This window comes from Streptomyces sp. NPDC046985 (assembly GCF_040644415.1).
GTDB lineage: Bacteria > Actinomycetota > Actinomycetes > Streptomycetales > Streptomycetaceae > Streptomyces.
Window position 1 is genome coordinate 286401 of the sequence record NZ_JBEYWK010000004.1, and the last position, 18455, is coordinate 304855.

The 18455-nt window shown below is 71.7% G+C and carries 16 protein-coding genes; 11 read left to right on the plus strand and 5 right to left on the minus strand.

Annotated elements, in window-relative coordinates:
• Nucleotides 1-14: 14 nt before the first annotated feature.
• The 4 genes from ABZ861_RS07395 to ABZ861_RS07410 all read right to left on the minus strand — a co-directional run bounded on the left by ABZ861_RS07395 (nucleotide 15) and on the right by ABZ861_RS07410 (nucleotide 4586).
• Nucleotides 15-494 carry a PhzA/PhzB family protein gene (locus ABZ861_RS07395; protein ID WP_361625165.1) on the minus strand — a complete coding sequence of 160 codons (480 nt, stop codon included), beginning with the start codon at nucleotides 492-494 and terminating at the stop codon, nucleotides 15-17.
• Nucleotides 495-537: 43 nt separating this feature from the next.
• Complete coding sequence (locus ABZ861_RS07400; protein WP_361625168.1) at nucleotides 538-1761, minus strand: acyl-CoA dehydrogenase family protein; 1224 nt, start codon at nucleotides 1759-1761, stop codon at nucleotides 538-540.
• Nucleotides 1762-1929: 168 nt separating this feature from the next.
• Nucleotides 1930-3318, minus strand: a complete 1389-nt coding sequence (locus ABZ861_RS07405; RefSeq protein ID WP_361625171.1) for an FAD-binding protein — start codon at nucleotides 3316-3318, stop codon at nucleotides 1930-1932.
• Nucleotides 3319-3737: 419 nt separating this feature from the next.
• The gene (locus ABZ861_RS07410) at nucleotides 3738-4586 is read right to left on the minus strand and encodes an SAM-dependent methyltransferase (RefSeq protein WP_361625173.1); all 849 of its coding nucleotides are present in this window, start codon (nucleotides 4584-4586) and stop codon (nucleotides 3738-3740) included.
• Nucleotides 4587-4880: 294 nt separating this feature from the next.
• Here ABZ861_RS07410 and ABZ861_RS07415 point away from each other — a divergent pair, with 294 nt between their 5' ends.
• Nucleotides 4881-5906 (plus strand): AsnC family transcriptional regulator, encoded by a 1026-nt coding sequence (locus tag ABZ861_RS07415; RefSeq protein WP_361625176.1) that lies wholly within the window; start codon nucleotides 4881-4883, stop codon nucleotides 5904-5906.
• A 77-nt stretch (nucleotides 5907-5983) separates the two neighbouring features.
• On the opposite strand, the gene ABZ861_RS07420 is transcribed toward ABZ861_RS07415, so the two are convergent.
• Nucleotides 5984-7435, minus strand: a complete 1452-nt coding sequence (locus ABZ861_RS07420; protein WP_361625179.1) for an MFS transporter — start codon at nucleotides 7433-7435, stop codon at nucleotides 5984-5986.
• Between the two features lie 390 nt (nucleotides 7436-7825).
• Here ABZ861_RS07420 and ABZ861_RS07425 point away from each other — a divergent pair, with 390 nt between their 5' ends.
• The 10 genes from ABZ861_RS07425 (at nucleotide 7826) to ABZ861_RS07470 (ending at nucleotide 18170) form a co-directional block, all read left to right on the plus strand.
• Nucleotides 7826-8848, plus strand: a complete 1023-nt coding sequence (locus ABZ861_RS07425) for an NADP-dependent oxidoreductase (protein WP_361625182.1) — start codon at nucleotides 7826-7828, stop codon at nucleotides 8846-8848.
• A 41-nt stretch (nucleotides 8849-8889) separates the two neighbouring features.
• The gene (locus ABZ861_RS07430) at nucleotides 8890-9990 is read left to right on the plus strand and encodes a phenazine antibiotic biosynthesis protein (RefSeq protein WP_361625185.1); all 1101 of its coding nucleotides are present in this window, start codon (nucleotides 8890-8892) and stop codon (nucleotides 9988-9990) included.
• Nucleotides 9990-11375: an aldehyde dehydrogenase family protein gene (locus tag ABZ861_RS07435; RefSeq protein WP_361625188.1), complete on the plus strand. Its 1386-nt coding sequence runs from the start codon at nucleotides 9990-9992 to the stop codon at nucleotides 11373-11375. Before ABZ861_RS07430 ends, ABZ861_RS07435 begins: the two co-directional genes overlap by 1 nt.
• Nucleotides 11376-11520: 145 nt before the next feature.
• The gene (locus ABZ861_RS07440; protein ID WP_361625191.1) at nucleotides 11521-12531 is read left to right on the plus strand and encodes an AsnC family transcriptional regulator; all 1011 of its coding nucleotides are present in this window, start codon (nucleotides 11521-11523) and stop codon (nucleotides 12529-12531) included.
• A gap of 203 nt (nucleotides 12532-12734) precedes the next feature.
• Complete coding sequence (locus ABZ861_RS07445; RefSeq protein ID WP_361625194.1) at nucleotides 12735-13547, plus strand: alpha/beta fold hydrolase; 813 nt, start codon at nucleotides 12735-12737, stop codon at nucleotides 13545-13547.
• A gap of 163 nt (nucleotides 13548-13710) precedes the next feature.
• Nucleotides 13711-13785, plus strand: a complete 75-nt coding sequence (locus ABZ861_RS07450; protein ID WP_361625350.1) for a putative leader peptide — start codon at nucleotides 13711-13713, stop codon at nucleotides 13783-13785.
• Nucleotides 13786-14002: 217 nt separating this feature from the next.
• On the plus strand, nucleotides 14003-15094 hold the full coding sequence (locus ABZ861_RS07455; RefSeq protein ID WP_361625197.1) for an LLM class flavin-dependent oxidoreductase: 1092 nt from the start codon (nucleotides 14003-14005) through the stop codon (nucleotides 15092-15094).
• A gap of 98 nt (nucleotides 15095-15192) precedes the next feature.
• Nucleotides 15193-16491: an extracellular solute-binding protein gene (locus tag ABZ861_RS07460; RefSeq protein WP_361625200.1), complete on the plus strand. Its 1299-nt coding sequence runs from the start codon at nucleotides 15193-15195 to the stop codon at nucleotides 16489-16491.
• Nucleotides 16466-17353, plus strand: coding sequence for a sugar ABC transporter permease (locus ABZ861_RS07465; protein ID WP_361625203.1), 888 nt, complete (start codon nucleotides 16466-16468; stop codon nucleotides 17351-17353). The genes ABZ861_RS07460 and ABZ861_RS07465 overlap by 26 nt, the downstream gene beginning before the upstream one ends.
• A gap of 1 nt (nucleotide 17354) precedes the next feature.
• Nucleotides 17355-18170, plus strand: coding sequence for a carbohydrate ABC transporter permease (locus ABZ861_RS07470; protein WP_361625206.1), 816 nt, complete (start codon nucleotides 17355-17357; stop codon nucleotides 18168-18170).
• Nucleotides 18171-18455: the final 285 nt, after the last annotated feature.

Consider the following 18455-nt stretch of genomic DNA (forward strand, 5'->3'; position numbering starts at 1 on the left):
GGGCCGGCGACGGATCAGGTGGGGATGCCTTCGCGCTCGACGCGCGGGACGTCTATTCCCAGGGCCCTGAACTGCTGGCAGGGATTCATGAACTCGCGCTGCTGCTTTATCTTCCCGCCCTCGAAGAGGAAGGAGTGCAGGAAGTGGTTGCGGTAGTGCCCGTCCGGATATCCGGGAAAAAGAATCTTCCCTTCTCCGTCGCATTCGACCCAGAAACGGTCGGGGTCCTGGGAGTCGAAGATCTCGACGTTGGTCCAGACCCAGTCGGGGAAGCACTTGAGCGACCAGACGGCGTGCTCGCCCAGGCGGTCGCGGCCGCGGATGACGATCGGCTCACCGCTCTCCGTGGTCCACAGACCGCCGGCGCCGTCCTCGGTGAACAGCAGGTGGCGCCGGAGCCGGTCCTCGCCGCGGGTGTTCATGTACTGCTCGACGACGGCACGGTTGTGGGCGCGCAGCCCGGTCTGGTCGGTGGGTATTCGAGGCTCTGACATGGATCTCCTCTGGTGGGGGGTGAGAAGGGGGCGGTGCGCGGCGTCAGACGATGAAGCTGATCTCGCGCGGGTCACCGCCGACGAGGGCTCGGCCGTAGACCTGCTCGGGGATGCCCATGCCGAAGCCCGCGTGCCGGCTGCCGACGTTGACGTCGCGCCAGAGCCTCTGGAGGGGGTTGGACTCGTTGAAGGCGGAGGAGCCGTGGGCGGTCAGGAGGGTGTCGACGGCCTCCCGGCACAGCCGTCCGACCAGCGTGGACTCCAGCCGGTTGCGGGCCCGGACGGTGAGGTCGGCGTTGACGCCGGCCTGGGCGAGTTCGTCGACGGTGTCCGCGATGCGGGCGGCCACCAGCTTCGCCATGTCGATCTTCGAGGCGGCGTCGGCGAGGTCGAGCTGGAAGGTCGGCGACTGCGTCTGGTCCCGGTAGGAAGAACCGGCCACGGGCCGGGTGGGGCCCTTTTCGCGGACGAAGTCGAGGGCCGCCTCGGCGCCGCCGATCAGGGCGCCGATCAGTCCGATGGAGAACAGGCCGGTCAGGCTGTTGCGGTAGGGCAGCGCCGGATCGACCACGCCGTCGGTCTCGCCGTTGAGGATGGGCACGTACGGCACCAGCCGGTGGTCGGGGACGAAGATCCGGTCGGCCACGACGGTGTTGCTGCCGGTGCCGCGCATGCCGGCGAAGTACCAGGTGTCCTTGACGGCGACCTCGTCGGCCGGCATCAGGGCGAAGCGCACGTCCGGGCGGCCCGTGTCGGCGGGGACGGCGATCAGAGCGCTGACCCACTGGGCGTGCAGGCAGCCGGAGACGTACGCCCACTCGCCGCTGACGATCATGCCGCCGTCCACCGGCTCGACGGCAGGCGAGGGCAGCCCCAGGACCAGCGCGCACCGGGCGTCCGGGGCGCCGCGCCAGACCTCGTCCCCGGCCGCGGCCGGGAACAGCGCGGCCATGAAGTCGCCGGCGTTCAGGACGCCCGCGATCCAGGCGGCGGAGGGGCAGCCCCGGCCGAGCGCGGTGGCGACTTCGAGCAGGGTGCGCATGTCCGTCTCGTAGCCTCCGAGCCGTCGCGGCGTCTGGAGCCGCAGCAGCCCGGCCTCGGTCATGGCGGCGAGGACCCGGTCGGAGACGCGCCGTTCGCGCTCGCATTCGACGGCGTCCTCCCACAGGAGTTCCCGCAGACCTTCGGCCCGTGCGACCAGCTCCGCCCGGTCGGGAATCAGCGCCGCACTGGCGGCCGAATCGGCAGGGGCCGTGGAATTCGACATTCCGAATCATTCCTTTCGTGTTTCTCGGCGAGTAGCACGCTAGGGGCCTGAAAACCCGGGAGTCAAGGGGTTTCATTTCTGACTCGCCAGGAATGTGAAATGCTGAAGACTGGCATATTTCAGCCACACGGCACGCTTCTCGTGCCGCGTTCTCGGAATTCTTGTCTCTCAGCGCCGCCGAGCGGGACGGCGCCGGCTGCCGCGCACGACCCGGCCGACGGTGACCGGTTTGAGGAGGATCAGGGGCGAGGAGAGCAGGGAGCTGACCTTGACGAACTCCTGGGTGAGCGCGGGGTCCCGCTCGGCGGCGTTCAGCAGCCGTCGGACATAGGCGTTGGTCAGCCGGACGGGCAGCGGGCGGTCCCCCTGGACCTGGGGAAGGGCCAGGTCGCTGCCGACGGCCATCTGCCAGGCCACCTCGATCCGGCGCGCGGCGGCCCGGAAGAAGCGGTGCGGCAGCCGCTCGCGCCCTCGGCTGAGACACTCCCGCAGGGCGGCGGCCTGGAGCGCGGCCACCGACATGCCCTGCCCGTAGACGGGGTTGAAGCTGCAGATCGCGTCGCCGAAGACCAGCAGCCCGTCGGGGAACCTGTCCAGCCGTTCGTAACGGCGGCGCACGCTCGCCGGATACCGGTGGGCGACCGGGTCGTCGAGGGGTTCGGCGGCGCAGAGGGCCTCGAAGACGTCGGACGGCACGATGGGCTTGGCGAACTCCAGGAAGTCGGCGGGGTCGGTCGGCGGGTGATGGCCGCCGTAGCCGATCAGGGTGAGCATCCAGCGGTCCGGCTCGTGCTGGAGGAAGGTCGCGCCGGTCGGCCGGCCGGGCTCGGCCCCCACGATCACGACCTTGCGACGGCCGAGGGCGCCCGGCGCGAGCCGCAGGGTGCGGCTGACGTACTTGATGTCGACGGCGATCCGGTCTTCGCGGGGCGGTTCGTAACCGAGGTCGGCCAGCCAGCGGGCGGTGCGTCCGCCGCGGCCGGTCGCGTCGACGACGAGGTCGGCGGCCAGCTCCCTCGCCTCCCCGCTGTCGCGCTCCACCACGCGGACGCCGGTGACGCGCGTCCCCTCCGGAGTGCTGAGCAGCGCGGCGGCCTCGCACCGGTCGACGATCTCCACGCCCGGCAACTCCCTTACCCGCGCCCGGACTTGCCTCTCAAGCTGCGGACGGGTCGGCTGGTAGGTGGGGGTGGGGTCGGCGTAGCGGCCGTCCTGGCACAGCAGGTGACCGCCGGGGGCGAAGTGCATCTCGGTGGGCTCACGGACCACGGGGACCCCGGCCGCCTCGAACTCCTCGAGCAGGCCGGGGAACATCTCCTGCAGTCCCCGGGTGCCGGCCGGCAGGATCGCGTGGGCGTGTCGCCCCTGCGGCACACCGCGCCGGTTCTCGTCCGTCTCCAGGAGGGTGTCCCGGTCGACCACCGTGACGCGGTCGAACGCGTCGGACAGCACGCGGGCGGCGAAGAGACCGGCGATGCTGGCCCCGAGCACCACGCAGTGGCCGCCGCGGGCGCGCTGCTCCTCGGGGTCGTGCGGGCGTGCGGTGTCGTCAGACATGCGAGTCCTCTGCTGTCCGTAAGGCGAGCGACGGGGCCCGATTTCCCGGTTGCACCGAAGAGGAGAGCCCCATGATTGCCGGTGAATCTCACGTTCCGGGCCAGGGAACGGTGACTTTCGATAAGCGGATGCGATAAGGCCGAAATCCGTCGCCGAGCCGCCCCTGATCAACAGGGAGATGAATCGCAGGCAAATACACTGCGGGCGGTCATACCCGGCGTCCTCCCCGCACGGCGTCTACGGCAAACCAACGCCGCACCGCACGTCTCAGCCAAAATCCCGGCGGTGGAGGAAAGGGCGTGACCCGCGACGGAATATTGAATTCCGAATTACCGCCCGAACGGCTCGGCTCCCGGCGGTTCCCGGGGTTCCCGCGGTTTCCACGCGTCCCTCGGTTCCCGCGGGTTCTGCGGGGTCCTTCAGAGCGTCCCGCCGGCCAGCTCCGCGGCCGCCAGCCAACAAGCCGGGAGGGGGGCCACCGTGCGCCCGTGACCGATGCGCGGGTCGTCGCCCGCGTACACCCGGGCCCGCCAGCCGTGGCGGCCGAGCCACTCCTCGAGGTCGTCGCGGGCGGAGAGCCATCTGGCGCCCTGCTCCTCGACGCGTTCGCGCACGGGCCTGCCCTCCTCCCCGAGCATGGCCGCCTGGAGGTGCTCCAGCATGAGGCGGCTGCCCGGCGCGGACAGCTCGGCGACGCTGGCGAGCAGCGCCTCTCCGGCCGCGTCGGTCAGATACATCAGCAGGCCCTCGATCAGCCAGACCGTCGGCTGCGCCGGGTCGAAACCCGCAGCTCGCAGGGCTGACCGCCAGTCCTCGCGGAGATCGGCGGCGACCCCGCGGCGCTCGCACGCCAGAGGCAGTCCGGACCGGGCGATGAGGGCGTCCTTGAACTGAGTCATCTCCGGCAGCTCGACCTCGAACCAGCGGGTCCCGGCCGGCAGGCCCAGCCGCACCGTGCGGCCGTCCACCCCCGCGGCCAGCGTGACGACCTGGCGGGCCCCGGCGGCGACCCCGGCGAGGATCTCGTCGTCCAGGAACCGCGTGCGCACCGCGAAATACGTCGGGAAGCCGGCCGCACTGGTGTGGGTCTGCTTGATCACCTCGGCCACGTCGGCCAGCACCGGGTCCTCGGCCAGCGCCGAGAGCATCGCGGCGGCCAGCGGGTCCCGGAACAGCGCATCCGGACGCTCGCTTTCCAGTTGCCGCATCCAGGCGGTGAAGAGCGCGGTCTGACCGACCCCGACGGAAGGCGTCTTCAGCTCCACCATAAAATCCTCCCCAAGGCGAGTTCAACTCGACGAAAAGACACGGCCTGCGCACGGAGATCGCCGACCGTGAGCATCCGTGAAATGCGCTGACCGCATTCCTGGCGGAGGGGGCGCGAAAGCGGACCGGAAGACAGCCCGTTCGTTCGCTGTGCATGCCCCCGCTATGCCCGGTCATCTCGACCCGGGCGGTCGAACTGATGGAATTCTGCGGGGCCTTGCGGCTGCGATGGTAGCGTGCTCTGCGCTATCTTCAACTTTATTCCACGGAGCGGGCCCCCACTGAAGGATGTGTGCATGCTGGACGACCTGGACCGTGCGCTGATCCACGCCCTGCACATCGACGGCCGCGCGCCTTTCAGCCAGATCGCCGCCGCCCTCGACGTCTCGCCGCAGACCGTCGCCCGCCGCTACCGCCGCCTGCGCACCGAGGCGTCCTTGCGGGTCGTGGGGCTGCCTGACCCCCATCAGGCGGGTCAGACGCAGTGGCTCGTGCGGCTCACCGCGGCGGCGAGTTCCGCTCAGGACCTGGCCTACGCGCTGGTGCGCCGGCAGGACACCTCGTGGGTGAAACTCACCTCCGGCGGCACCGAGATCGTCGCGATCATCCACACGCCGACCGACGCGGGCGCGGGCAGCGGCAACTCCCTGCTGCTGCGCGACATTCCGCGCACGGCCAACATCACCGCGGTGTCCGCGCACTGCATCCTGCACACCTACCTCGGCGGCTCGACGAACTGGCGCCGCAGCGCCGACACGCTCGACGCGGAGCAGCAGCGGCTCCTGCGCGAGCACGAGTCGGCCGACACCTCGTATGCGCCCGTGCCGCGCCAGCTCGCCGAAGGCGACGTGGACCTGCTGGTCGCGTTGCAGAAGGACGGGCGGGCCACCCACGCGGAGCTGGCCCAGGCGACCGGCTGGTCCCCGGTCACCGTGGCGCGCCGGCTCGCGGATCTTCAGGCGGGCGGCGCCGTGTTCTTCGACGTCGAGGTCGACACAGGTCACTTCGGTGCCAACACCAGGGCGCTGCTGTGGATGTCGGTGAGCCCGGCGCACCTGGAGAACGTGGCCACGACTCTGGCCGGGCACGACGAACTGGCCTACGTGGCCGCGACCACGGGCCCCACCAACCTGGTGGCCCAGGCCCTGTGCCGCGACCCCGCCGACCTGCACCACTACCTGGCCCGGCGGCTGGGCTCCCTGGACGCCATCCACGCTCTCGAGACGAGCCCGGTGTTGCAGAACCTGAAAGCGGCGAGCCCCATCATCACGGATCTGGCCCGTACCCGAATGCCCCCCGCCTCGGCCCGCACCCGGATCTGACGGCCGGTGGGCCGCCCGTCACGGGCACGCCGAAGCGGCGGCCCGGAGGCCGCCGCACCTGGGGGAAAGGGCTCGGGCTAGTGCTCCGCCGCCGCGTCGGCCGAAGCGCTCCTGTCCGTCATCATCAGGCTGGTCACGAAGCTGACCGCGACCAGTGCCGCGGCGACCCAGAACGCGAGCTGGACGGCGTGCAGGGCGGCGGGCGCGCCGCCGGACCCGGCGCTGCTCAGGTAGACGCTGCCCAGGACCGCCACTCCGAGCGTGGCGCCGAGCTGCTGGACGGCGTTCAGCAGACCGGCGGCCGAGCCGATCTCCTGCGGCTGGAGCGGCTTGAGGGCGATGGTGAAGAACGCCGGGCTGAACAGACCGACCCCGACGCCGACGACCCCGAGCGCGAACAGCAGCGGCGTCGGATAGGTGTGCGGGTCCGCCGCGTGGTAGACGGCGACGGCGGCGAGCGCACCGGCCAGCAGAACGGTCAGCCCGAGGGACATCATGCGGTGGCCGTACCGCTTGACCAGATGCGCGCCGGCCACCCAGGACGCGACGGCCAGGCCCACCGACCACGGGGCGAGCGTCAGGCCCGCCTTCAACACGTCGATGCCCAGGCCGAGCTGGAGCTGGAGCACGATGACCATCATCAGACCGTTGGTGACGGCGAAGAAGGACGTCGACGTCACCAGGGCGGCCGGGAAGCCGCGGTGGGCGAACAGGCTCGGCTCCACCAGCGGGCTGCGCCCGGCGGCGGCCACCGCACGCTGATGCACCGCGAAGACCGCCATCAGGCACAGCCCGGCCGCGATGGCCGCCCAGCTCCACCCCGGCAGAGCGGTCAGGTCGGCGCCGATCAGCGGGTAGACGACGAGCCCGATGCCGGCCATGGCCAGCAGCGTGCCGGTCACATCGAGAGTGGGCCGCTTCGGGGCGCGGTTCTCCATCAGCTTGGGCGAGATCGCCAGGACGACCAGCGACACGGGGACGTTCACCAGGAACGCCGCGCGCCACGAGGAGCCGAACAGGTCGGCGTGGGTGAGCACACCGCCGAGCACCGGCCCGCAGACGGCGGCCAGGCCCATCACCGGACCGATGCTGCCCAGGGCCTTGGACATCTCGGGCCCGGAGAACATCGTCTTGATCAGGCCGATGGTCTGCGGGATGATCACGGCCGCCGCGGCACCCTGCACCACCCGGAAGGCGATCAGCAGCCCCACCGAGGGCGCCACGGCGCAGGCGGCGGAAGCGATCATGAAGCCGGTGACACCGGTCACGAACAGCCGCTTGCGGCCGGCGATGTCGCCCAGTCGGCCGCCGGTGATCAGCAGCACCGCGAACGGCAGGGTGTAAGCGGTGGTGAACCACTGGATGTCGGACACCGACCCGCCCAGATCGGCGTGGATCTTCGGTGCGGCGACCTGCACGATGGTCGCGTCCAGCAGGTTCATCGCCTCACCGAGCAACAGGGCGGTGAGCGCCAGCCACCGCCATCGGTACGCCGCGGGAGTCGGCGTCAGCACACGCTCAGCAGTCATCGGGAGTTCCTCTCCACCGTCGTCGACACGCCGGTCCGGCCCCGGCGAGCGGGGCGTCGGAGCCGACCACGACTCAGCGTGAGGGCACGTGAACGAGGTGTTCCAGCCAGCGCCGGGAGATTGCGGATTCCTTCCACCGGCGTCGCCCCCGGTGTCGATTTCCCCCACCCCCGGCGGGTGCGGGTCCGCCGTCGCCGACGCCGTCTTCCGCACGTGAGGGCGGCGGCGCGGTGTCGGGTTCCTTCACTGGGGCGCCGTCGATGGAAGAAATGCTCCAGTCCGCCGCCGCGACTGGAGCGGTCGGGCTTGATCACCACACGCTGGATTCCCCCGGTCACCCTCGGCGCTCCGGGGCACATCCCGTTACGTTCGTCCTGTTCAGGAGCGTGCATGGCTGTCCTGCCCACCACCCAGAGAGAAGTCCGCCTCCTCACCAAGCCGACCGGGCTGCCCAGGCCGGAGCACTTCCGCGTGGTCGACGCCCCCGTCGTACCGCCCGGGGAGGGCGAGGTGCTGGTACGCAACCTCTTCTTCCACGTCTTCGCCACCCTGCGCATCCTCATCGCGGGCGCGACCCGGGACACCCCGTTCCCGGTGCTCGACGCCGGCGACACCCTGGTGGGCGCGGCGATCGGCGAGGTCGTCGAAGCCCCCGAGGGCAGCGGCTTCGGGCCGGGCGACCTGGTCTCGCACTGGCTGGGCTGGCGCGAGTACGCCGTCGTGCCGACGGCCGAGTGCACCCTGCTGGACCGTGCGGTGCTGCCGGATCCGGTCGCTCACCTCCAGCAGGGCTGGACGGCGTACGCGGCGCTCACCCGCGGAGTCGAACTCCGGCCCGGGGAGACGGTGTTCGTCTCCGCCGGAGGCAGCGGCATCGGTTCGATGGCCGGGCTCATCGCCCGGCGGCTGGGGGCCGGGCGGGTCATCGCCAGCGCCGGTTCGCGGGAGAAGGCCGAGCGGCTGCGCACCGAACTCGGTTACGACGACGTGGTGGTCCGCGGTGCGGGCCCGCTCGCCGAGCAACTGGCGAAGGCGGCGCCCGACGGCATCGACGTCTGCTTCGACAACGTCGGCGGAGAGCAACTGCGGGCGGCGGTGGACGCGGCGCGTCCGGGCGCCCGGTTCGTGCTGATCGGCGCGCTGTCCGGGCAACTGGCCCCGGACGGCACGGGGACCACGGCGCCCGTCGAGCTGGACTCCCTGCCGCTCATCCACAAGCGCATCGAGATGCGCGGCTTCAGCTCAGACGACTACGACGACAAGGACGAGTGGACCGAGCGCTTCGGCGCCTGGCTCAGGGCTGGGGAGATCACCTTCCCCCACGTGCGGGTCAAGGGCATCGAGAACGCGCCGCAGACCCTGCTGGAGGTGATCGAGGGACGGCACGTCGGCGCCGTCGTCATCGAGCTGTAGCTCCGCAACCGCCCCCTCTCCCCACCGAGTCAGGAGTCCCCGTGTCACGAGCTGCAACCGAGGTCCTCGACATCCCCCTCGACGTACGGCCTGAGCCGGACGAGCTGATCCGGGCCGCCATGGCGTGGCACTTCGGTCCCGGAACGGGCTCGCCGTTCTGGCTGGAGCGGGCCAAGAGCCTGCCCTTCGATCCCCTGACCGACGTCAGGACCCACGACGACCTCGCCTTGTTCCCCAACGTGACGGCCGAGCTGCGGGACGTGCGCGCGCGGGACCTCATACCCCGCGGGTACGGTCAGTCCCCGGACGTCGTGGGCGTGTTCGAGAGCGGCGGGACCACGGGAGCGCCGAAGCGCGTCGTCCTGCTGCGGGACTGGATGGAGCGGATGCTCCACTGGAGCAACCGCAACCTCGACGCGCACGGTTTCGAGCGGGGCGTCGACTGGCTCGGCCTCGTGCCGACCGGCCCGCACATCGTCGGCGAGTACTTCCGCCGGTCCGCCGCCACGCACGGACGGCACGGCTTCACCCTCGACCTCGACCCGCGGTGGGTGAAGAAGCTGATCGCCTCCGGACGCGGGGCGGACGCCGACGCCTACGCCGAACACCTCGTCGACCAGGCCGCGTTCGTGCTGCGCACCCAGGAGATCGGCGTGCTGACGATCACTCCGCCCCTGCTCGAACGCATCGCCCGGCGGGACGACTTGGCCGAGCTGGTCAACGAGAAGGTGCGGGCGATCCGCTGGGGCGGCACGCAGTTGGACCCCGACTCCCGGCACCTGTACAGGACCGAGGTCTTTCCCGGCGCCGTCCTGTGCGGGAACTACGGCAGCACCATGATCCTCGGCTTCGCCGGCGAGCGCCCGGGGCTGCCGGACGACGCCGGCTGCGTCTTCGACCCGTACAGCCCGTACGTCACGTTCTCCGTCGTCGACCCGGAGACGCTGCGCCCGGTCGGCTACGGGGAGCGCGGCCGCGTCCTCGTGCACCACGTCAGCAAGTCGTTCTTCCTGCCCAACAACCTGGAGCGGGACGTGGCGACCCGGGTCGAGCCGCTCGCCGGGCAGGCCGGGGACGCCGTGGCCGACATCGCCCCGGTGGCGACCTTCGAGGACGAAGCCGTGATCGAGGGCGTGTACTGATGGCGGGACCCCGTTCCGACGTCGTCACCCTCGACGCCCTGGGCGCCCGGGGGCCGTACCGCGCCCGCAACCGGCTGACCGTGACCGACGTCGCGGGCCGGGCGAGTGCGGAACTCAGCCTCGTGCCCTCCCTCTTCGTCGACCGGACGATGAAGGCCATGCACCGGGCGGTCGCCCCCGCGCCCGACGACCGGATCGGCATGATCGGCCGGGCCGCCGAACTCTTCGCCGCCGCCGCCCTGAACGGCCTGACGCCCGACGAGTACGCCTGCCGGGCCAGTCGGGTCGGCGGAACGCCCGTCTCCGTGGTGCGGGCCACCGCCGCGGCCATCGCGGCACGGCTGAGGAAGGCCCACTACAGCGTGGAACACGCGCGGCCGGCCGGGGCGGTGAACCGGTGGGACGACCCGCTGACCCGCACCGGGCGCGCGGTGTGGGTACGGCGCGGAAACGTGTTCGCGGTGCACGCGGCGGGCAACCACCCCGGGCCGCACAGCCTGTGGCCCGAGGCGCTCGCTCTGGGCTACCGCGTCGCGGTCCGCCCGTCCCGGCGCGAGCCGTTCACCCCCCACCGGCTGGTCACGGCGTTGCGCGCGGCCGGTTTCGGCGACGACCAGGTGGCGCTCCTGCCGACCGACCACGACACGGCGGACGCGCTGCTACGAGGCGCCGATCTCGGGCTGGTCTACGGCGGCGAGGACGTGGTGCGCAAGTACTCCGGGGATCCGCGGGTGCTGCCGCAGGGCCCCGGCCGGTCGAAGATCCTGCTGACCCGGGAGGCGGACTGGCGGGAGCACCTCGACACGATCGTCGACTCGGTGAGCGGCCACGGCGGCACGGGCTGCGTCAACACCACGGCCGTCTTCGTGGAGGGCGACCCCGCCCCGTTGTGCGCCGCGCTCGCCGAGCGCCTGTCGGCCGTGCCGAGCCTGCCCCCGGAAGACCCGGCGGCGGTCTTCCCCGTCCAGCCGCTGGCCACCGCCAAGGCGTTAGAAGCCCATCTGCTGCACCGGGCGGCCGGCGCCAGGCCGTGGCTCGGCGGCGACGGCGTCCTGGACGACCTCGGCGACGGCAGCGCCGTCCTGCGTGCCGCGGTCCACCAACTCGGCGGCCCCGACGCGCCGCAGGCCGGTGTGGAACTGCCGTTCCCCTGCGTGTGGGTGGCGCCCTGGACGCGCGAGGCGGGCCTCGCGCCCCTGCGGAACACTCTGGTCCTGACGGCGGTCACACACGACGAGCGGCTGGTGGCCGAACTGGTGGAGGAGCCCTCGATCGGCAACGTGTACGTGGGCGACCACCGGACGTACTGGATGGAGTCCGGGCTGCCGCACGACGGTTACCTCGCCGAGTTCCTGATGCGCTGCAAGTCAGTGATCAGAGACTGACCGATTCCGTGGCCGGCGGCAGCGGCGGTGAATCCCCACCGCAGCCGGCGCCGCCACCGCCGACGGGGAAGGGGAAACGCTCCTCCTCCCCGTCGGCGGCCGTTTACCGCCCTGCCCGCACAGGGCGCCGAAGGATGGTGTGCGAATGCTCGACGAACTCGACCGCGCCCTGATCCACGCGTTGCACGTCGACGGACGCGCCTCCTTCGCCCACCTGGCCGCCGTGCTGGCGGTGTCCCCGCAGACGGTCTCCCGCCGCTACGAGCGGCTGCGCGAGCAGGCGGCTCTGCGCGTGGTCGGGCTGCCCGACCCACAGCTCACGGGGCACGAGCAGTGGCTGCTGCGGCTGACCGCCGACCCCGACACCGCGCTGGACCTCGCGTACGCCCTGGTGCGCCGCCCGGACACCTCGTGGGTGTATCTCACCGGCGGCGGCACCGAGATCGTGGCCGTGCTGGAGACCCCCCTCGGCACCGCGCACGGCCACTCCCTGCTCCTGCGTGAACTGCCGCCCAGCGTGGGGCTCACGGCGGTCTCGGCCCACCACCTGCTGCACCCCTACCTGGGCTGGCGCACCCCCTGGCGGATGAGCGCGAACGCGCTGACCCCGCGACAGCAACGGATGCTGGGCGGCACGAGGTTCGCCGGGCACGGCGGGACCCCGCCCGCGGACCCCTGCCGCCAGGTGCGGCTCTCCCCCGCCGACCACGCCCTGATGGACGCGCTGCGGCGGGACGGGCGGGCCGCCGTCGCCGAACTCGCCGCCGACACGGGCTGGTCACCGGCGACGGTCTCGCGCCGACTGGACTGCCTGCGCGCCTGCGGGGCGGTCTTCTTCGACATAGAGATCGATCCCGCCCTGCTGGGCGGCAGCGTGAAGGTCCTGCTGTGGATGTCGGTCGCCCCGGCCCATCTCGACGAGGTGGCCACGACGTTGGCCCACCACGACGAGCTGGCCTTCGTGGCGCACACCACGGGCCCCACCAATCTCGTGGCGCACGCACTGTGCCGGGACAGCGCGGCCCTCTACCGCTACCTCACCCACGGCCTGGGCTCGGTCAAGGCGATCCGCACCCTGGAGACGGCCCCGGTCCTGCGGACGCTCAAGGCGGTGGGCACGATCCCGACCCCCGGACCGCCCTCCCACCGGGGGTGAACCACACCCTGGCCCCGCGATCGGATCGGACCGGCGGCGTGCCGTGGTCGGGCGCGCCGCACCTCGTCGGACGTGCCGAGCAGGCCAAGTGAGGGCGGCTGAAGGGCCCGTGCGTCCCGTGAGCCGGTTATCCGCTTGTCCGGGCGGGAGAAAGCCGCGTACGGTGCCGCGACAGCGCCGACGACCCCGCAGGGAGCGCCCCGATGAGTCGCATGACGGTGGACGACGCCGCACTCCACTACGACGATCTCGGCCCCGCTGACGGCATCCCGGTCGTTCTGGTCCACGGGCATCCGTTCAACCGCACGCTGTGGGCGCCGCAGGCCCAGGCGCTCGTCGCGGCCGGGCACCGGGTGATCACGCCCGACCTGCGCGGCTACGGGGACAGCGGCGTCACGCCCGGCACGGTGTTCCTCTCCGTCTTCGCCGACGACCTCGCCGCCCTCCTGGACCACCTGGGCGTCGACGGCGCGGTGATCGGCGGAGTGTCCATGGGAGGCCAGATCGCCATGGAGTTCCGCCGCCGCCACCCCCGGCGGGTACGGGCGCTCGTCCTGTCCGACACCTCCGCTCCCGCCGAGACCGACGAGGGCAAGGCGTTCCGCAACCGTCTCGCCGACCGGCTGCTGGCCGAAGGCATGAGCGGCTACGCCGACGAGGTCATCGACAAGATGCTCGCCCCCTACAACGTCACCGCGCTTCCCGAAGTGGCCGCGCACGTCCTCGGCATGATGCGCGCCACCGACCCCCGCGGCGCCGCCGCCGCTCTGCGCGGGCGGGCCGAACGTCCCGACTACCGCGCCACCCTCGACGCCGTCGACGTGCCCACGCTGATCGTGGTCGGGGCGGACGACGCCTACACGCCGGTCACCGACGCGGAGCGGCTCAGACGCCATGTTCCGCACGCCACGCTGAGCGTCGTCGACGGCGCCGGACACCTGCCGGGCGCGGAGCAGCCGGAACGCTTCAACGCCGTCCTGCTGGACTTCCTTCGCGAGGCGCGACTCGGTCTCTGACGACGACGGGACGTCAGCTCAGACAACGGGCGAAGAAAACGGCCGAGTCGTCCACTTCGTGGGACGGCGAAGACGCTCGGAGGACGGGCCGGTCGCGCGGACTGTCCGCAGAGCAAGACGGCCGTCTCGCTCGAACACGTGCTCGTGTGTATAGTCCCGGCCCATGGGATCAGGTGTCGAGCTGGTGAAGCGCGTGCACGTAGACCTGCTCAGGGTCGCCACCGCGCTGTGTAGCTGATCCGTCGCGTCGCCCTCCGGCGCACGCTCCTCTGGGACGCCCCTCCCCCTCCCTCGTTTCTCCCCCTTTTTCCTTCCTTCTTCTTCCTGTTCCGAACCGCACGCGCGCGCCGCCGGCCGGGCCCTGTCCGTCCACTGACGCAACGTCATACCGACGTGGCACGCGACTTGGACGGCGTCTTCCGGACGACGTCCTCCGCACTCCGATTGGAAGCCCCATGACCGTGCGTCTGCACTGGTTCCTGCCGACCTCCGGCGACGACCGCTCGGTGGTCGGCGTGACGGCGCGCGACTCCCTCGAGTCCCGCACCACCGCACGCCCGCCGACCCTCGACTACCTCGCCCAGGTGGCCCGCGCCGCCGAATCGGCAGGATTCGAAGCGGTGTTGACCCCCACGGGCAGCGACTGCGAGGACTCCTGGCTGACCACGGCGGCCCTGATACCGCAGACCTCCCGGCTGAAGTTCCTGGTCGCCTTCCGCCCCGGGGTGATCGCGCCGCCGCTGGCCGCGCAGATGACCGCGACCTACCAACGTCTCAGCGGCGGACGGCTGCTGCTGAACATCGTCACCGGCAGCGACGCGGACGAGCAGCGCTCCTACGGCGACTTCCTCGACCACGGGGCCCGTTACGCGAGGACGGACGAGTTCCTGGAGCTGCTGCGCACCGCGTGGAGCGGCGAGTCGTACGACTTCGACGGCGCCCACTACACGGTGCGGGGCGGACGCCTGCGCCGGCCGCCCGTCGAGCAGCCGCCGGTCTTCTTCGGGGGCTCCTCCGACGCGGCCCTGCCCGTCGCCGCCCGGCACGCGGACACGTATCTCACCTGGGGAGAACCGCCGGAGGCCGTCGCCCGCAAGATCGGCCGGGTCCGCGAACTGGCCGCGCGGCAGGGCCGCGAGCTGACCTACGGGATCCGGCTGCACGTCATCAGCCGGGACACGGCCGAGGAAGCCTGGGCGGAGGCCGACCGCATCCTCGCCACGCTGGACCCGGCGGCCATCGCGGCGGCGCACGAGCGGTTCCGCACCTCCGACTCCGCCGGGCAGCGCGCCATGGCCGCGCTCAGCGGCGGCCGCACCGACCGGCTGGAGATCCATCCCAACCTGTGGGCGGGCTTCGGCCTGGTCCGGCCCGGCGCCGGCACGGCTCTGGTCGGCAGCCACGAACAGGTCGCCCAGCGCATCGAGGAGTACGCGGACCTCGGCATCGAGCACTTCATCCTCTCCGGCCAGCCGCACCTGGAAGAGGCGATCCGGTTCGGGGAGTGCGTACGACCCCTCCTCGGCCACCGGCTCGCCGCCGCCTGACACCGGCCGCGACCACCTTCCGCGCATCGCCCCCGGCGGGGCCCAGCCCGCGGCGCCGGGAACCCTCGCCGAGAACGCCTCACAGAGAGATCACCACCATGTCCCGCTCGTTCGACAGACGTTCCGCTCTCCGCCTCTTCGCCGCCGCCGGACTCGGCGCCGCCGCCACGGCCTGCGCCGGTCCCGGGGGCTCGGCCTCTTCCGCGGCGAGCGCCTCGCCGCACTCCCTGGCCACCTCCGGCGCCGTCGACGGCGCCGTGTCCTTCGCCCACTGGCGGGCCGAGGACAAGGCGGTGATCGCCGACCTGATCAAGGCGTTCGTGCGCCAGCACCCGCACGCGGGCGTCGAGCAGGACATATCGCCGTCCGCCGACTACCAGTCCACGGCGCTGCGCCGCATCCAGGGCTCCCGGACCGGCGACCTGTTCACCGCCTTCCGGGGCGCCCAGTTCGAGCAGATCGTCAAGGCGGGCGTGTACTCCCCGCTCACCGGCGCGAAGGTGACCGGCAGGTACCGGGCGGACCTGATCGAGCCGGGCGCCCACCGCGGCGTGCAGTACGGGCTGCCCTACCAGCTCGTCTTCAACATGCCGCTCGCCAACGCCGACGCCCTCGACAGGGCGGGCCACACCTCGGCCCCCGCCGACTGGGACGGCTTCCTGCGCCTGCTCGACGACCTCAAGGCCAAGGGGTACGTCCCCCTCGCCTGGCCGGGCGGCGACTCGGCCAACGCCGGTCAGCTCCTCAACACGATGGTCATGAACAACGCGCCCAGCGACGACATGTTCACCAAGATCGAGTCGGGCGCGTACAAGGTCACCGACGACTGGTTCCTGACCACCCTGAAGCAGTACGGCCAGTTGAAGCCGTACTTCCAGGACCGGGCCACCGGCTCGACGACCGACGCCGTGGCCCAGCTCTTCGCGCAGGGCAAGGCGGCCCTCCTGGCGACGGGCTCCTACCAGATGGCCGGTGTGCGCGCCCTCGGCGCGAAGTTCCCCTTCGACCTGGTCGCGCCCGTCACCACGACGGCCGCCAAGGCCAGATACCAGGGCGTGTTCAACACCACGTTCATCCTGGGCGTCAACAGCGCCTCCAAAGTCCAGCCGACCGCCTACGCGTTCCTGGAGTTCCTCAGCGATCCGGCCAACGCCGGGGCGTACGCCAACCGCACCGGACAGCACGTCACCGTCGAGGGCGTGGAGTACACCAACCCCGACCTCAAGGCCGTCGCTCCCTGGCTGCGCAAGAAGACGCTGCTCGCCCCGCGCTTCCAGTTCCTCGACCTCGACATCCGCACGGCCGTCGAGAACGCGGCGGCCGCCGTGGTCGGCGGCAAGAAGCCGGAGCAGGCCGCCGAGGAGGCACAGCGTGTCATCGACCAGAAGCGCGCGTAAGCGGCGCACCGCGCGCACCCTGTGGCTGTTCCCCGTGCCCGCACTGGCCCTCTACCTGTTCTTCTTCGCGTATCCGACCGTGCAGGCCGTGCAGTACGCGCTGACCGACTGGGACGGCTACAGCGCGACCTTCCACACCGTCGGACTGCGCAACCTCACCCGGCTCACCGCCCACGACGACGTGTTCCGGCACGCGGCTGAGAACAACCTGAAGCTGACGCTCACCGTCGTGCTGGTCCAGACGGCGCTGGCGCTGCTGCTCGCGCTGTACCTGGCGCGCACGACCAGGGCGTCCACGCTGCTGCGAGCCGTCTTCTTCCTGCCCACCGTCCTGTCGTCGGTCTCGGTCGCCTTCGTCTGGCGCTTCGTCTACGACCCGGACAGCGGTCTGCTCAACTCCGCCGCGCGCGCCGTCGGATGGGGCTCGCTCCAGTCGGTCTACCTCGGCGACCCGTCGACCGCGGTGTTCTGGCTGGCGCTGACGCAAGTGTGGTTCCACGCGGGCCAGATGACGGTGGTCTTCATCGCCGGCCTCCAGGCGATACCGAGGGAGCTGTACGAGGCCGCCGACCTGGACGGGGCCGGGCGCTGGACCCGGTTCCGCTACGTCACCTGGCCCCTGGTGGCGCCCGCGACCGGCATCGTGGTCGCCTACACCACCGTTCAGTCCTTCAAGGCGTTCGACCTGGTGCTCGGCCTGGGCGGCAACCCGCCCGGCCCCGCGCTGGACATCCTCTCCACCCGGATCTACACGACCTTCTCCAACGACGAGTTCGGCTACGCGGCCGCCCAGTCACTGGTGTTCATGGCGCTGATCGCGCTGCTCACCTGGGTGCAGCGGCGGACGCTGCGGAGGGCCTGACGTGCTGCACAAGACCATGCGACCGCTGGTGCTGGGGGTGGGCGCCGTCAGTGTGGCGGTCCCCCTGCTGGTCGTGCTCTTCGGAACCTTCAAGACGCTCCCCCAGCTCTTCGACGCGCCGCTGTCCCCGCCGAGCGCGCCCACGCTGGACAACTACCGGCAGGCGGTGGACGAGGGCGGCCTCGGCACGGCCTTCGTCAACAGCCTGACGGTCACGGCCGGCGCGGTCGCCCTGACCCTGGCGGCGGCGGGCCTGGCGGCGTTCTTCTGCGCCCGGGTGCCCGGCAGGGTGAGCTGGGCCGTCTTCGGCGTCCTGGTGGCGGGACTCGCGGTGCCGACCCAGGCGGCGATCGTGCCCCAGTACGTGCTGTTCGACCGGCTCGGCCTCACCGACGACCTGCTGGGCCTGGTGCTGGTGGACACCACGATGACGCTGCCCACGGCCGTGTTCATCCTGGGCGCCTTCCTCCGGTCCGTTCCGGAAGACCTGTACGAGGCGGCCGAGTTGGACGGCGCGGGACCGCTGCGCTCCTTCCGCTCGATCGCCGTGCCGCTGCTCAGGCCAGCGCTGGCGACCACGGGCATCTTCCTGTTCGTGATGGACTGGAACGACCTGCTGTACCCGCTGCTGTTCATCCGCTCCCAGCAGCACCGCACGCTGCCCCTGGCCCTGCTCGACTTCCAGGGCGAGTTCCAGACCCGCTACCCCGTGCTCTTCGCGGGCGTCGTCATCGCCTCGGCGCCGGTGGTCGTCGTCTACGTGCTGCTCCAGCGCCACTTCGTGTCCGGACTGACGGCGGGCGCCGTGCGCGGCTGACGGGGGCGGCGCCGGCACGGGGCTCGGCGCGCTGCCGCCACGCCGCGAGGACGCCGACGGGACCGGATCACGTCCCCGGCCCTTGCGGCGCCGCGTCCGCCCGGAGGGAGGCGTCCTGTTCGGGTCAGGCCGGCGTCGCTCGTTGTATTGACGTGAGCACGACCCCTTGACTACGTTGCGACAGTTCCGCTTCGAAGGGTTCCAACCTCCCGTCATCGACGACAGGCCGAGAACTCCGGGCTCGCTCCGACAACGTTGTCAACGTCGTCGGCGGTGATCCCGTAG

Coding starts and splice junctions, on each gene's coding strand:
- ABZ861_RS07395 (WP_361625165.1), bottom strand. CDS start 494: ATGTCAGAGCCTCGAATACCCACCGACCAGACCGGGCTGCGCGCCCAC.
- ABZ861_RS07400 (WP_361625168.1), bottom strand. CDS start 1,761: ATGTCGAATTCCACGGCCCCTGCCGATTCGGCCGCCAGTGCGGCGCTG.
- ABZ861_RS07405 (WP_361625171.1), bottom strand. CDS start 3,318: ATGTCTGACGACACCGCACGCCCGCACGACCCCGAGGAGCAGCGCGCC.
- ABZ861_RS07410 (WP_361625173.1), bottom strand. CDS start 4,586: ATGGTGGAGCTGAAGACGCCTTCCGTCGGGGTCGGTCAGACCGCGCTC.
- ABZ861_RS07415 (WP_361625176.1), top strand. CDS start 4,881: ATGCTGGACGACCTGGACCGTGCGCTGATCCACGCCCTGCACATCGAC.
- ABZ861_RS07420 (WP_361625179.1), bottom strand. CDS start 7,435: ATGACTGCTGAGCGTGTGCTGACGCCGACTCCCGCGGCGTACCGATGG.
- ABZ861_RS07425 (WP_361625182.1), top strand. CDS start 7,826: ATGGCTGTCCTGCCCACCACCCAGAGAGAAGTCCGCCTCCTCACCAAG.
- ABZ861_RS07435 (WP_361625188.1), top strand. CDS start 9,990: ATGGCGGGACCCCGTTCCGACGTCGTCACCCTCGACGCCCTGGGCGCC.
- ABZ861_RS07440 (WP_361625191.1), top strand. CDS start 11,521: ATGCTCGACGAACTCGACCGCGCCCTGATCCACGCGTTGCACGTCGAC.
- ABZ861_RS07445 (WP_361625194.1), top strand. CDS start 12,735: ATGAGTCGCATGACGGTGGACGACGCCGCACTCCACTACGACGATCTC.
- ABZ861_RS07455 (WP_361625197.1), top strand. CDS start 14,003: ATGACCGTGCGTCTGCACTGGTTCCTGCCGACCTCCGGCGACGACCGC.
- ABZ861_RS07460 (WP_361625200.1), top strand. CDS start 15,193: ATGTCCCGCTCGTTCGACAGACGTTCCGCTCTCCGCCTCTTCGCCGCC.